At 68.3% G+C, this 12,928-nt stretch carries 13 protein-coding genes; 3 read left to right on the top strand and 10 right to left on the bottom strand.

From position 1 onward, the window contains the following. Nucleotides 1–90: 90 nt before the first annotated feature. Nucleotides 91–2,781, bottom strand: a complete 2,691-nt coding sequence (locus tag OH146_RS10985; RefSeq protein WP_265160446.1) for a lamin tail domain-containing protein — start codon at nucleotides 2,779–2,781, stop codon at nucleotides 91–93. Between the two features lie 227 nt (nucleotides 2,782–3,008). Here OH146_RS10985 and OH146_RS10980 point away from each other — a divergent pair, with 227 nt between their 5' ends. Further along, nucleotides 3,009–3,302: an acylphosphatase gene (locus OH146_RS10980; RefSeq protein ID WP_265160444.1), complete on the top strand. Its 294-nt coding sequence runs from the start codon at nucleotides 3,009–3,011 to the stop codon at nucleotides 3,300–3,302. A 45-nt stretch (nucleotides 3,303–3,347) separates the two neighbouring features. Here OH146_RS10980 and OH146_RS10975 read toward each other — a convergent pair whose 3' ends face one another. The 3 genes from OH146_RS10975 to OH146_RS10965 form a co-directional block, all read right to left on the bottom strand. Further along, nucleotides 3,348–4,067 (bottom strand): Pr6Pr family membrane protein, encoded by a 720-nt coding sequence (locus tag OH146_RS10975; protein ID WP_265160442.1) that lies wholly within the window; start codon nucleotides 4,065–4,067, stop codon nucleotides 3,348–3,350. Between the two features lie 95 nt (nucleotides 4,068–4,162). Next, nucleotides 4,163–4,330: a CsbD family protein gene (locus OH146_RS10970; protein WP_265160441.1), complete on the bottom strand. Its 168-nt coding sequence runs from the start codon at nucleotides 4,328–4,330 to the stop codon at nucleotides 4,163–4,165. A 108-nt stretch (nucleotides 4,331–4,438) separates the two neighbouring features. Then, nucleotides 4,439–4,657 carry a DUF2188 domain-containing protein gene (locus OH146_RS10965; protein ID WP_265160439.1) on the bottom strand — a complete coding sequence of 73 codons (219 nt, stop codon included), beginning with the start codon at nucleotides 4,655–4,657 and terminating at the stop codon, nucleotides 4,439–4,441. An 85-nt stretch (nucleotides 4,658–4,742) separates the two neighbouring features. Between OH146_RS10965 and OH146_RS10960 the strand changes: the two genes are divergently transcribed. Beyond that, entirely contained in the window at nucleotides 4,743–5,555 is an 813-nt protein-coding gene (locus OH146_RS10960; protein ID WP_265160437.1) for a DUF1206 domain-containing protein, read from the top strand. A 4-nt stretch (nucleotides 5,556–5,559) separates the two neighbouring features. Here OH146_RS10960 and OH146_RS10955 read toward each other — a convergent pair whose 3' ends face one another. The 5 genes from OH146_RS10955 to OH146_RS10935 all read right to left on the bottom strand — a co-directional run bounded on the left by OH146_RS10955 (nucleotide 5,560) and on the right by OH146_RS10935 (nucleotide 9,668). Beyond that, the gene (locus tag OH146_RS10955; RefSeq protein WP_265160436.1) at nucleotides 5,560–5,943 is read right to left on the bottom strand and encodes a YchJ family protein; all 384 of its coding nucleotides are present in this window, start codon (nucleotides 5,941–5,943) and stop codon (nucleotides 5,560–5,562) included. Nucleotides 5,944–6,019: 76 nt separating this feature from the next. After that, nucleotides 6,020–6,475: a DUF4383 domain-containing protein gene (locus OH146_RS10950; protein WP_265160434.1), complete on the bottom strand. Its 456-nt coding sequence runs from the start codon at nucleotides 6,473–6,475 to the stop codon at nucleotides 6,020–6,022. Nucleotides 6,476–6,580: 105 nt separating this feature from the next. Beyond that, nucleotides 6,581–8,266 (bottom strand): MDR family MFS transporter, encoded by a 1,686-nt coding sequence (locus OH146_RS10945; RefSeq protein WP_265160432.1) that lies wholly within the window; start codon nucleotides 8,264–8,266, stop codon nucleotides 6,581–6,583. Nucleotides 8,267–8,294: 28 nt separating this feature from the next. Further along, nucleotides 8,295–8,960, bottom strand: coding sequence for a TetR/AcrR family transcriptional regulator (locus OH146_RS10940; protein WP_265160430.1), 666 nt, complete (start codon nucleotides 8,958–8,960; stop codon nucleotides 8,295–8,297). 36 nt (nucleotides 8,961–8,996) lie between these two features. Next, nucleotides 8,997–9,668, bottom strand: a complete 672-nt coding sequence (locus OH146_RS10935; protein ID WP_265160428.1) for an EAL domain-containing protein — start codon at nucleotides 9,666–9,668, stop codon at nucleotides 8,997–8,999. Between the two features lie 135 nt (nucleotides 9,669–9,803). On the opposite strand from OH146_RS10935, the gene OH146_RS10930 reads away from it, so the two are divergent. After that, nucleotides 9,804–11,774, top strand: a complete 1,971-nt coding sequence (locus tag OH146_RS10930) for a sensor domain-containing diguanylate cyclase (protein ID WP_265160426.1) — start codon at nucleotides 9,804–9,806, stop codon at nucleotides 11,772–11,774. 56 nt (nucleotides 11,775–11,830) lie between these two features. Here OH146_RS10930 and OH146_RS14005 read toward each other — a convergent pair whose 3' ends face one another. Further along, nucleotides 11,831–12,928 carry an acyl-CoA dehydrogenase family protein gene (locus tag OH146_RS14005; protein WP_265160423.1) on the bottom strand — a complete coding sequence of 366 codons (1,098 nt, stop codon included), beginning with the start codon at nucleotides 12,926–12,928 and terminating at the stop codon, nucleotides 11,831–11,833.

The following is a 12,928-nucleotide window of genomic DNA, read 5'->3' as shown; positions in this document are numbered from 1 at the left end:
GAAAAGGCGAGTGCCATCGGCGCCTTGCACTGCGCCGATGGCACTTCCGTATCGTCGGCGGCGGGCCCCCCGACCCGCCGTCGACGAGCCTTACACGGCGGTCGCGCTGAGGCGCCGCCGCAGCATCACGGCCCCGAGACCGAGGCCCACGAGCGCGAGGCCCGCGAGGCCCAGGCCCGACGAGTCGGCGCCCGTCACCTGCAGTCCCGTCGCGGTCACCCGGATCTCGGTCCAGCCGATGACCGTGCCGTCCGCCGCCAGCACAACGAGGCGGTGGATGCCGGCCGAAGCACCGGCGGGGATCGTCACCGCGACCGTGCCCGCCGCCGAGACGGTGTGCGTGCCCAGGTGGACCGGGTCGGAGTGCAGCCACACGTCGACCGTGCGACCCGCGTGCACGAGGCCCACCGTCACGGTGATGAGCTGGCCGGGCCGCGCTGCATCCGGAGCCGACACCGAACCGCGGGTCTCCTCCGTCAGCTCCTCCTCAGAGGCCGGCGCCGGAGTCGCGCCACCACCAGAGCCGCCGTCGCCGCCCGAGCCGCCGCCCGTGCCACCGTCACCGCCCGTGCCACCGTCACCGCCGCCGCCTCCCGTGGACCCGCACGCGACAGTACCCTCGCGCAGTGCGTGCCCGTCGGTGCCGGCGTCATCCGCCCAGAACGCCGCCCGCACCCCGTCGACGCACGCGGCCGCGACCGCGAAGCCCTCGTTCGCCAGGTTCGCCATGCCCGCGGGGCGCTCGTACACCGTCTCGACCGCGAAGGCCCCGGCGTCGAGCGAGAGCACCGCCATGCGTCCCTCGCACACCTCGTCGCACAGCGCCCAGAGGTCACCGGATGCCGCGTCGTAGACCAGCTCCATGACACCGGGGAAGCCGCTCTCGAAGGCGGCGACGCGATCGAAAGCGCCATCCGCCCCCAGCGCGTAGGCGTAGATCATGCCGTTGCCCTCAACACCGACGAAGAAGAGACCTCCGCCGTGGCCCGGGTAATCGGCGGGGTCGTAGGCGCCGCCCGTCGACTGGTCGATGAGGCCGCCCGCGACCAGCGCGGCATCCGGAACGTAGGCGATGCCCTCGAGCCCCGAGTTCGCCGCAAGCACGGGCAGGTCGGTGACGAGGTTCCACTCGTCGGTCGCCGTGAGCGTCGCCCCGGCGAGTGCCCCCACCTCGTAGCGGAGGATCGACGGACGGCTGCCGCCGCCGTCATTGTTGCGCTCGGATGCCACGTACACCCCGCCTGCCGAACCGACGGGTGTCACCGTGACCCCCTCGGCGTCGACCGTGCCGGCACCGTCGAGGTAGGCGAGCGTGAAGGTGCGGTCGGCGGTCCATGCCGTGCCATCCCAGGCGAGCTTGTAGAGGAGCCCGTCGCCGTTCTGCACGGCCCACAGCACTCCCCGCTCGGAACCGTCCGCCTCGCGCACGAGACCGCTGAGGTCCTCGCCGAAGGTGCCCGCGGCGTCGGCCGTCGTGACGGCCGCGCCGCCCGGCCACGGCGAGGTCTCGATGTCCTCGCCCGGGTCGACCGGACCGTCGCACGCGTTGAGCGCCGCCTTGGTCTCGCCACCCGTCACGATGAACTCACCCGAACCGTCGGGGCAGCGCCCCAGCGTCGTCACCGAGTGGCCACTCCAGGTGTGCTCGTCCACGATCGTCACGCCATCGGCGGCGAAGATGCGCACCGAGTCGTTCGTGCCGAGCCCGAAGCCGAGCAGCTCCTCCTCCACGATGAAGAACCCGCCCGGAGCGATGATGGTGCCCGCAGGAATCGTGGCGACGTGCGTGTCGTCGTTGTCCTTGACGACCCAGCCCGAGACATCCGCGGGCTCGCTGCCCGTGTTGATGAGCTCGATCCAGTCGCCGGGCGTGCCGCCGTTGGACTCGATCTCGTTGATGCGAACAGCGGATGCCTCGGCCGGCGCGAATGCGTTGGCGGCGGCCTTCGTCGGCTCGAGTGTGGTGTCGAACGCGCCCAGCCCGTCGGGGTTGCGGCCGTAGGTCGTCGCGGCGTGGGCGGTCCACTCGTAGGAGTCGAGCACCGTCACGCCGTCCTCCAGGAAGAGGCGCGCCGAGTCGGCGCCCCCCAGCCCGAAGCCGAAGTCCGCCTCCTCGAGCATGAAGAAGCCGCCCGCGGGAATCGTGGTGCCCGCCGGGATCGTGTAGGCGTGCGTGTCATCCGCATCCCTGAACACGAGCCCCGAGACATCCGCCGGCCCCGAGCCCGTGTTGAGCAGCTCGACCCAGTCGCCGGGTGTGCCACCGCTCGACTCGACCTCGTTGATGCGCACGGCCGCGGCCGGGTGCGGGAACAGGTTCGGGGCGCCCTTCGTCGACTCCGCCGTCAGCGCGAAGGTGCCCTCGGCGGTGCGGCCGTAGCTGGTCGCGGCGTGCGATTCCCACGTGAAGGAGTCCGCCACCGTCACGCCGTCCGCCAGGAAGAGGCGCGCCGAGTCGCCACCGCCCAGCCCGAAGCCGAAGTCCGCCTCCTCCAGCACGAGGAATGCGCCCGCGGCAAGCGACGTACCCGCCGGGATCGCGTAGCTGTGGTCGTCGTCCGCGTCCTTGAACACCCAGCCCGAGACATCCACGGGCTCGCTGCCTGTATTGAACAGCTCGACCCAGTCGCCGGGCGTGCCACCGCTCGACTCGACCTCGTTGATAACGAGGCCGGTGAGAGGGGCTGCGGATGCCGGCACCGACGCCAGCAGCGGGGGCGCGAGCAGCGCGGAGGCGAGTACCGCCGCGGCCGAGGCGGCGAGGGACGGGGAAGGGCGCATGGGAGAACCTTTCGGGCGTCGGGTTGCAGCGCGAACGGCTGCCGCTCGAAGTGTGCTGGTGCCCCGTCAACCCCAGGTGAACCGTGGATGAACACTCAGGCCGCCGCGCCAGCGCGTCATCGTCCGCGACCCCCGACTGGTCACCGAGTTGCCCACTTCGTAGCTTCTCAAGGGCTCCGTGACCGCCCATCTGGGCAACTCGGCGTCGACACGGCATGATGGGGACCATGGATGCTGGAGCCTCCCGTTCGACCGACCGCCGCATCCGCGCCGTGGTGCACGGGGTCGTGCAGGGCGTGGGCTTCCGCTGGGCGACGGCCGAGCACGCGACCGAGATCGGCGCGACCGGCTGGGTCAAGAATCAGAACGACGGCACTGTGCTCGCCGAGGTCGAGGGCACGCACGCACAGGTCGAGGACATGATCGAGTTCCTGCAGCGCGGCTCCCAGTTCGCCCGCGTCGACCGCGTCGATGTCGAGGAACTCGAGCCGATCGAGAGCGGCAGCTTCACGATCCGCTGACGAGCGCGGCGCTCAGCGGCACAAAAAGCTCAGCAGCGCAAGAGCTCAGCGTCGCAGGTGCCGGGCGGCGACCCCGAGCATCCGGTCGACCGCGACGACGATCAGGCCGAGGGCCAGGAAGCCGACGAGCAGCCAGAGCACGTTCACGAGCACAGTGCTCCAGCCGAACTCGTCGGCGTCGAGGAAGAAGTAGGGGTAGCGGCTTGAGACCCCCTTCAGCACGGGCCCGACCTCGGCGCGGATGAAGGCGAAGATCGCGTAGGCGGCCGGCGTCACGAGCCACACGGCCGAGTACCACCAGCGGAAGCGGCCCTTGCGGGCGAAGAGCAGCCACTCGCCGACCGTCAGCAGCGGCACCCAGGTGTGCACGAGCAGGTCGGCGAGGTCGCCGCCGTCGAAGGTGCCGAGCGCGACATCCCGCGGCACGAGCACGAAGTTGTAGACGAGCCCCGTGATGGTGATCGCCACGAGCACCATGCCGGAGAGCACGGGCGCCAGCACGGGCAGCTCCCGGCGGTCCGGCCCGAGCGCGAGCGCGGTGCGGCCCGTCACCCAGAGGTAGGCGAGCAACACGAAAAGGTTGGAGAGGATCGTGTAGTAGCTGAACGACTGCAGGTCGAGTGCGCCGTCGTCGAGTCCCGTGTTGAGGTACAGCCCGTAGCCACACACGATGAGCAGCACGACCCGCCACACGAAAGCGGCGAGACGGATGCTGCGCCCCACCGTAGTTCCCCCGGCAACAGTGCCGGTCGTCTCGTCACTCATGGCGAGAGCCTACGGGGTCGGGAACAGAGACGACGGCGGCGACGCCGTAGCGCCGCCGCCTGCATCGACAGTCCTTGGGACTGCGTCTTGAGGACCTAGTTGGTGAAGGCGTCCTTCACGTTCTCGCCAGCCTGCTTGAGGTTGGCCTTCGTCTGGTCCGTCTTACCTTCGGCTTCAAGACTCTCGTCGTCGGTCGCCTTACCGGTGGCCTCCTTGGCCTTGCCGCCGAATTCCTCTGCCTTGTTCTCGAACTTGTCGCTCATGGTGAGCACCGTCCTTTCCTATCGGCAATGGATGCCTGTGACGCTACCCCCGCTGCGCAACGCCGCAAGGGCCGTCCACCCGACTCACAGGCGCAACCCCGCCGGCGGTCAGGCAGAGGGGTCCTGATCGGTGATCGCCCCGGTCGGCTCCTCGTCGGAGACGACGTGCCGGGCGCCGAGCTGCTGCGCGAGGCTGCGGCCCGCATCGACCGCCTCCTCCTTGCTGGAGAAACTCTCCGAGAGCTCGGCGCTGCCGATCACCCGGTTGATCCACTGTCCGCGGTTCGACACCGTCTCGATGTCGCCGTCCTTCAATTCCTCGCTCATGCCCCCAGAAGGTAGTCCCGCCTTCGCAGCCTCGCGCCCGCATCCAGTGAACTGACAGGCGTCGTTTCAGTGATAACAAGGGGGAATGACGAGTGACGGCGACCGCGGCACGCGGGAGCGCATGCGGGAGGCCAGTCATAGCCGTCCCGTGCGCTGGTTGGCCCGCGCCGGCCTCGTCGCGAGCGGGCTCGTGCACGCGCTCATCGGGGTTCTCGCGATCTCGGTCGTTCGCGGCTTCTCGGGCAATGCCGATCAGACGGGCGCACTCCAGGCCCTCGCGGAGACCCCGGGCGGCAGCATCCTGTTGTGGCTGGCGACCGTCTGTCTCATCGGGCTGGGGCTCTGGCAGTGGACGGGCTCGCGCACGGTCCGCCCCGATCAGTCGAAGGTCTTTCCTCGCTGGCTGCGCAATCACGCGAAGGCGGTCGGTTTCGCCGCCGTCGGGCTCGCCTGCCTCGCCTTCGCGATCGGCGGGCGACCGGATGCTGCGGAGTCAGCCCGCACCGTCAGCAGCATGCTCATCGACTTCCCGGGCGGCGTCTTCGTGCTCGCCGCGCTCGGCATCGTGGTGGGCGCGGTGGGGGTCGCATTCGTGTTCCGGGGCCTGAGCCGCAACTTTCTGGAGGACATCCAGCCGCCGCACAGCGCTCTCGGCGGCGCTATCGTCGTCGTCGGCATCGTGGGGCACACCATGAAGGGGCTCGCCCTCCTCGTCGTGGGGGCACTCTTCGCGGGCGGGGCCCTCTTCACCGACTCGAGCTGGACCTCGGGCCTCGACGGCGCCATCCGCTGGCTTGCGGAGCTGCCGACCGGTCCCGGCTTCCTCTACGCGGTGGCCGGCGGCTTCATGCTGCACGGCGTGTATCTGGCGGCGCGCGGCGTGTACATCCGCCGCTAAGCGCCTACTCCACGAAGTACCAGCGTCCTCCGGCGCGTTCGAACTCGCTCACCTCGTGCTGCTCGCCCGCCGCGACATCCGCCCCCGGCCTCGGCTTGTAGTAGGCGGTGAACTCGACCACGCCCGTGTCATCCGCGAGACCGCCCGCCTGCGTCGCGTGGATGTCGAGGCGATACCACCGCAGACGCTCGTCGAGGTCGAGCGACGCGGGCCGCGTCGACGGATGCCACGTCGCGAGCAGGTACTCCGCGTCACCGACCGCGAAGGCGCTGAAGCGTGAGCGCATGAGGCGCTCGGCCGTGGGGGCGGATGCTTCGCCGCGATGGTAGGGGCCGCAGCATCCGTCATACGGCTCACCACTCAGGCAGGGGCAGCGCACGTGTTCCATCCCGACATCCTCCCCTTAAACGACACACGCACCCTCCCCGAATGCGGGAGGGTGCGTGACGTCGTCTCTGTGGCGTTTAGCGGTGCGTCCTCGCGGTGTCGTCGAGGCGCGGGAGCAGAAGACCCAGGGCGATCATGCCGATGCCGAGGAACAGGTGCAGCCAGTTGTCCGCGTTGTTGAGCGGAACGAAGTTGGCCGCAGTGTCACCGCTGAAGAAGAGGCCGTAGAGCCACAGCACCAGGTAGATGACACCACCCCAGACCAGGTAGGCCTTCGAGCCCGAGATGCTCCGTGCGAGGGCGATGCCGAGCACTCCGAAGAGCAGGTGCACGATGTTGTGCAGGATCGACACCTGGAAGATGCCGAGCAGCATCGCCTCAGACTCGTGGCCCGCGAACTGGATCGTGTCGAAGTTCGTCGTGATCCCGGGGATGAAGCCCAGAATGCCGACAAGAAGGAACACGATTCCGACGATCAGCGAACCCTTCTGAACGGGGGTTTGTGCAAACGCTCGCGTGGTGGTGGCGCTCATGACAGTCGTCCTTTCGTTCGCCCTGCGTGGTCAAGGCTGACCGTATGCCGCGCCGCGGCCACGCGCGTCACTGCTGAGCGAACTCACAGGTTCATGAGGTGCGTCTCATCGCTCCTCGGTTGGTTCGGCATCCTTCGAGCTGTCCAAGACGACAGGGCGCTCATCGTCGGACACAGCGATGTGCGTGCGTCGCTCCGCCTCCATGCGCTCAGCCTCCTCGCCGCCGATGGCCTCGCCGCGTGCCACCATGCCGGCCGTGTCGGAGAGCGGGATCTGCTTGAGGAAGAGCGCGAGCACGAAGGCGATCACAAGGAAGGGGATGAGGTACCAGAAGACGGGCGCGAGAGAGTCCGCGTAGGCGGTGACAATGCCGTCGCGCACCGCCTCGGGCAGCTCGTGGAGCGTCTGCGGGTCGAGCGTGGATGCCGCGGCTCCCGCCTCGGCAGAGTCTGCACCGGCCCCCGTGAACACTGCCGTGAGGTTCTCCGAGAGCCTGTTGGTGAAGAGCGCTCCGAAGACGGCGACGCCGAGTGCGGCCCCCACCTCCCGGAAGTAGTTGTTGGTGCTCGTGGCCGAGCCGATGTCGCCCGCCGGTACGGCGTTCTGCACAACGAGCACGACGACCTGCATGATGAGACCGAGCCCCGCACCGAAGAGGAACAGGTACACGCAGATGAGCCAGATGGGGGTGTCTGCCGTGAGGCCCGTGAAGAGCAGCATCGCGAGGATCGTCACCATCGTGCCCACGATGGGATAGACCTTGTACTTTCCCGTCTTCGTGATTGCGAGCCCCGAGAAGATCGAGGTTCCCATGACTCCAACCATCATCGGGAGCATGAGCAGGCCCGAGGCCGCAGCCGATGTGCCGGAGGCCATCTGCAGGAAGGTCGGAACGAAGGCGATCGCCGCGAACATTCCGAGCCCGAGGGTGAGGCCGATCGCGGTCGCGTTGACGAAAATCGGGTTCCTGAAGAACGACAGCGGAATGATGGGGTCCACCGCCTTGTACTCGACCCAGACGAACGCAAGCGCAGCGAGGACCATCCCTGCACCCCACACCCACGTCTCGGACGCGCCCCAGCCGTGGTCGGCATTGCCGCCGAACTCGCTGAAGAAGATGAGGCAGGTCGTGGCGATCGAGAGGGTAACGACGCCCAGAATGTCAATCTTCTTCTCGGCGCGCTTGCTCGGCAGGCGGAGGGCGAGCCATGCGATCAGGAAGGCGCCGATGCCGATCGGGATGTTGATGTAGAAGGCCCAGTGCCACGTGAGGTGATCGACAAAGAAACCGCCGAGCAGCGGCCCGGCGACCGCCGAGATGCCGAAGATTGCACCGAGCGGGCCAAGGTATTTGCCGCGCTCGCTCGCTGGCACGATGTCAGCGATGATCGCCTGCGAGAGGATCATGAGTCCTCCGCCGCCGACGCCCTGGAGGGCGCGGAACGCCACGAAGATCCAGAAGTCGCCCGACAGCGCACAGCCGATGGAGGCGAGCGTAAAAATCCCGATCGCGATGAGGAAAAGGCTCCTCCGCCCGAGCACGTCGCCGAACTTGCCGTAGACGGGCATGACGATGGTTGTCGCGAGGAGATACGCGGTCGTGATCCATGCCTGGTGCTCGACCCCGCCGAGCTGCCCGACGATGGTCGGCATGGCGGTGGAGACGATCGTCTGGTCAAGGCTGGCGAGCATCATGCCTGCGATGAGCGCGCTGAAGATGATCCAGATGCGGCGCTGCGTGAGCAGGATGGGGGCCGCCTGCGCGGGCACGGGAGCAGTGGGCAGTGTCATGGTCGTCCTTGTGCTGAAAGCGGTGGGGTCAGGAGGAGGCCGAGGCCGAGAAGATCTCCTTCGCGACGTCAAGACGCGCCTGAAGGATCTCGGGGAGCGTGCGCGTGTTGCCCTCGGCGAAGAACTGCCGCACGGCGGAATGCACGAGCGCGTCCACGAGGGTGACCGCCATGTGGGGCACCGGATGCTCCGCCACGAGCCCTTCGCGCGTGCCGACGAGCATCGTCATGTAACGGTGATGCTCTTCGCCGCGCCGCATGAGCTGCTCGATGAGGCGGGGTTCCCGGTGTGCCGCCGCGAAGAAGGCGCTTGCCTCTTCGGGCGTGAGTCCGATGGTCTGGAAGTGTGCGATCGCGAAGGCCAGCAAGTCATCGAGGAGTGTCGGCGAGATGCCGACGGTGCCCTCGGGACGCCCCGCGAGGAAGGTGGCCACGGCGTCCTCGTCGACGCTGTCGCTGTGCTCGCCGATGACGGCCTGCTCCTTGCCCGGAAAGTAATTGAAGAAGGTGCGACGGGAGATGCCTGCGTGCTCGCAGAGGTCCTCGACCGTGAAGCCCTGCAGCCCGGAGCGTGCCGTGAGACGGCGGGCGTACTCGGTGATCTCGCGCCGCGTACGGGCGCGCCGCGACTCGCTTGCCGTCGGAGTGCGGGTCTCCGCGGCATCCGTCATCGCGTCACGTGCACTCTCGACCATACAGTGCATTCTTGCACCTTACATCCAAGAGTGCAATCACTGCGGGAGGCGGGCCACCCAGTCCTCGACGGGGGCCGGGTGGCCGAAGAGATAGCCCTGCCCCAGGTCGTAGCCGAAGTCGATCAAGAGGCGCCGCTGCGTGGGCGTCTCAACGCCCTCCGCGAGCGCGAGGGCACCCGCCGCCGTGGCCGCGGCCCGGTACTCGCGCAGAGCACGGGTGTCTGGCACCGCATCCGTCGCCCGCTGCAGCACTCCCTTATCGACCTTGACGACGGCCGGCGACGACTTGCTCACGCGGTCGACATCCGAGTGGCGCGACCCGGCATCATCGATCAGGAGCACAAGCCCGAGATTGCTGACCACCTGCCGCAGGCCCTCATACACGGTCACGGCCGACATCTCGGAGAGTTCGACGCCCCACTCACGGGAGGTATCGCGAGCCAGCATCTCAGCGAGACGGGGATCCAGCATCGTCTCGACGCTCGCGTTGACGGTGGTCATGAGGTGCTTCGGGAGGCTCGCACAGCTCGCGAGAGCCGTCTCGATGAGCCTCAGCTCGAGTTCCACGAGGGAACCATCGGAGCGAGCATCGTGGAGGTGGGCGAGCGGGGAGCGTCCGTCGTCGAACCGCGCGAGTGCCTCAAAGCCGACGATCTCCCAGTCGGCCAGCCGCACGATCGGTTGGAAGAGCACTTCGTGTCTGATCATCGTGGGGCCTCTCTCGACACGGCACCGCCGTGCTTGCGGGGCGGCCCTCCTGCTACCCTGACCATACAACGGAACGTTCCGGCCACATATCTGAGGCGGCATGTGGATGACACAGAGCAGGCAAGGGGGCCGTCGTTGACATCAACGTCTGACACCTTTGGCGACCGGGAGTTCGCCGCCGATCTGGAGCCTGCCGCGATCGTCACGGACTCCTCGGGGCTTGTGCATCCCAGCGGCATTGTGCTGTGCGCGACCTCGAAGTACCCGGATGCCGTGGTCGCCTCAGTCTCCGACTCCTGCGAGAACTTTTGGGGTCTCCGTCCCGAAGAAATGCTCGGTCGGCCCATGCGCGAGTTCGTCGACTGGCCGCGCCAGCGCCGAGTGCGACGGGGCGTGGAGCGCCTCGGGCCGATTCGCGGGCGAGACTTTCGAGGCGTCGAGTGGTTCATCACCCTCACCTTCCGGTTCAAGCAGCCGATGGTGCACCTGGAGCCCGTGCCGGAAAGCGCAGCGCCGGGCACCGACCTCAGCCTGTGGCTCGCAACCTCCACGGAACGCCTCGACTACGTCGACGACCCCGCCGAGCTGTGGGACGAAGCGTGTGAGAACATCCGTCGACTCATCGACTTCGAACGCACCATGGTGGTCACGTTCCACGACGATGGGCACGCCGAAGTCATCGCCGAGTCACTCGCTGACGAATGCCCCAGCTTTCTGAACCTGCACTTTCCCCCTCCCGCCGGCACCACCAATGAGCGACTGCAATTCACGCCCGTGCGATCATTCAGCATCGACGCGACGCACCCCAGCCTCATCGTGCCCCGTACCGATCCGCAGGGCCGACCCTGGGATCTCACGCTCTCCCCACTCCGTCGCGACCAGGGCCCGCAGGGCGTCATCTCACGGGCAATGGGGCAGTCGAGCCTCATCCTCAACCTCGCGAGCATCGACGGGCGCACCTACGCAATCGGCGCGCACTCCCACGAGCACCGTCGGGTCGATGCGCTCACTCGCGCCGGCATCGAGATGTACACCCGCACGGTGCATGCGCGTATCGACACCCTCGCCCGCACGGCGGAGGTCCGCCGTCAAGAGGAGACGCTCGCACTGCAGCGCGGCATCGTAAACCGGATCGACACCGCGCGCATCGCCTCCTCGCTCGTCGCCTCTGACAATGGGTCGCACGAGATCCTCGAACTCGTGAAGGCGGACGGGGCGGTCATTCAGATCGGCGATGAATTCGAGGTCCTCGGCAATCTCGATGCGGTCGAGGTCGAGGCCATTCGCGACACCGTGCGGCCATGGCTGCAGACCCTCAGTCGGCACGGCGCGCTCATGACGGATCACGTGCGGCGGATGCATCCGCGCCTGTATGCGGCAGCTGCCGGCGTGGCCGGCCTGCTCGCCGTCTCCGTGGGATCGCGAGGCGACTTCTTGTGCTGGGTGCGTCGGCCCGTGACCTCCACGAGATCGTGGTTTGCGGAGGACCCCGCGAGCGGCGAACTCGCTCCTCGCGTGGAGGAGGTCAGCGACCGATCTACGCAGTGGACGGGGCGTGACCGGCGCGCTGCAGAGGCCCTTGCACGCGAGATGGAGGACACTCTCCTGCGGCGAGCGCAGGCTGAACTCGCTCAGCTGGCCCTCGTCGACGTCCTCACGGGACTGCCCAACCGGCGCCTGCTGCTCGACCGCCTCGACAAAGCGATCGGGCGCGCGAGCCGCGGCCACCACTTCGCCCTCCTCTTCCTCGACCTCAACGACTTCAAAGGCATCAACGACCGCTTCGGGCATCAGGTGGGCGATGAGGTGCTCATCGAGACGGCCCGCCGACTGGAGGGCGCCGTGCGGGAGGGCGACACGGTCGCGCGCCTTGCGGGCGACGAGTTCGTCGTGCTGTGTGAAGACACGCGGCTTGGCGAGGAGGCGACGGTCGTGGACCGCGTGCGCGACGCCTTCGACGAGCCCTTCATCATCCAGGGCGAGGAGACATACGTGCGCGTCGCAATCGGCGTCGGCCACCTCGAACTCGGGCTCGACGCGCCCAGCCTGCTCGACCGCGCCGACCGCGCCATGTACCAGGCGAAGGCCGACATGAAGCGGCGGTAGCGCGCAGACATGAACGCGGCCCGCCGAGATACTCGACGGGCCGCCTTCATATGAACTCAGCCGATGGGGTCGAGCACGTCGTGCTCGGTGAGCGTCGCGGCGAGCCGGTCCGTGTGGAACGCCTCGTCACCCACAAGCTGGCCGATCGCGATGATGCGGCTCGCGTAGTGCCCCACCGAGTACTCCGCCGTCATGCCGATGCCGCCGTGCAGCTGGATCGCGTCGAGCGCGATGTGGCGCCCGGCACGGTTCACCTGAAGCGCCGACTGGGATGCCGCGGCCGCGATATCCGCATCGCTCGAGTTCTCGTCGGCCGCGACCACGGTCGCCCACGTGATGACGCTGCGGGCGAGCTCGAGCGAGACGTAGAGGTCGGCCGCGCGGAAGTTCAGCGCCTGGAAGGTGTTGAGGGTCACCCCGAACTGCTTGCGCGTCTTGAGGTAGCCCACGGTCGTGTCGAGGGCGACCTGCATGGCACCGAGCGCCTCATGGCCGTACGCGATGCGGGCGAGGTCGAGCGCACGGGCGATCGCGGCCGACTCGTCGCCGCCCGCCCCCAGCGGCACAGCGGGGGTGCCGTCGAAGGTGACCGTGGCGGCGCGGGAGCCGTCGTGCGTGCGCTCCGTCTCGGCCGTGTAACCCTCCGTCACGAGGAACAAGCCCGTGCCAGCATCCGTCGCCGCCGACACGACCAACAGGTCGGCGCGCTCAGCGTGGATCACGGACGCCTTGGTGCCGCTGAGGGTGCCGTCCGAGAAGGTCACGGATGCCGCATCCGCCGCCCAATCGCGGCCCGGCTCCGCCCACGCGAAGACGGGGAGGATCTCGCCCCCGGCGATCGCGTCGAGATACTCCTCCTTCTGCTCATCGCTGCCGACCGCCTCGATGAGTCCGCCCGCGAGCACGATCGACTCGACGAAGGGGTCGGGGGCGATGACCTTGCCGAGCTCCTCGGCGACGAGGGAAACCTCGGCGGGCGTCGCCTCGAAGGGCAGGCTGAGAACGCCCATCTCGGCGAGCCGCTCCCAGGCGGTGAAGCCGGGCTCGGCGTTGGTGGCGGCGCGACGGGTCTCGGAGGAGTCGTACACCTTGGTGACGAGGCCGCGCACGGCGGCAACGAGATCGCGCTGTTCGGAATCGATTGTGAAGTCCAC

Source organism: Homoserinimonas sedimenticola (assembly GCF_026094475.1).
Classification (GTDB): Bacteria; Actinomycetota; Actinomycetes; order Actinomycetales; family Microbacteriaceae; genus Homoserinimonas; species Homoserinimonas sedimenticola.
The sequence above is the reverse complement of the archived record's forward strand: the minus strand, read 5'-3'. Positions and strand labels throughout refer to the sequence as shown.

Bases quoted from the DNA above. Each gene is read 5' to 3' on its own strand.
- OH146_RS10960 (WP_265160437.1), top strand. From the start codon at position 4,743: ATGACGAGTGACGGCGACCGCGGCACGCGGGAGCGCATGCGGGAGGCC.
- OH146_RS10935 (WP_265160428.1), bottom strand. From the start codon at position 9,668: ATGATCAGACACGAAGTGCTCTTCCAACCGATCGTGCGGCTGGCCGAC.
- OH146_RS10940 (WP_265160430.1), bottom strand. From the start codon at position 8,960: ATGGTCGAGAGTGCACGTGACGCGATGACGGATGCCGCGGAGACCCGC.
- OH146_RS10965 (WP_265160439.1), bottom strand. From the start codon at position 4,657: ATGAGCGAGGAATTGAAGGACGGCGACATCGAGACGGTGTCGAACCGC.
- OH146_RS10955 (WP_265160436.1), bottom strand. From the start codon at position 5,943: ATGGAACACGTGCGCTGCCCCTGCCTGAGTGGTGAGCCGTATGACGGA.
- OH146_RS10950 (WP_265160434.1), bottom strand. From the start codon at position 6,475: ATGAGCGCCACCACCACGCGAGCGTTTGCACAAACCCCCGTTCAGAAG.
- OH146_RS10985 (WP_265160446.1), bottom strand. From the start codon at position 2,781: ATGCGCCCTTCCCCGTCCCTCGCCGCCTCGGCCGCGGCGGTACTCGCC.
- OH146_RS10945 (WP_265160432.1), bottom strand. From the start codon at position 8,266: ATGACACTGCCCACTGCTCCCGTGCCCGCGCAGGCGGCCCCCATCCTG.
- OH146_RS10970 (WP_265160441.1), bottom strand. From the start codon at position 4,330: ATGAGCGACAAGTTCGAGAACAAGGCAGAGGAATTCGGCGGCAAGGCC.
- OH146_RS10975 (WP_265160442.1), bottom strand. From the start codon at position 4,067: ATGAGTGACGAGACGACCGGCACTGTTGCCGGGGGAACTACGGTGGGG.
- OH146_RS10980 (WP_265160444.1), top strand. From the start codon at position 3,009: ATGGATGCTGGAGCCTCCCGTTCGACCGACCGCCGCATCCGCGCCGTG.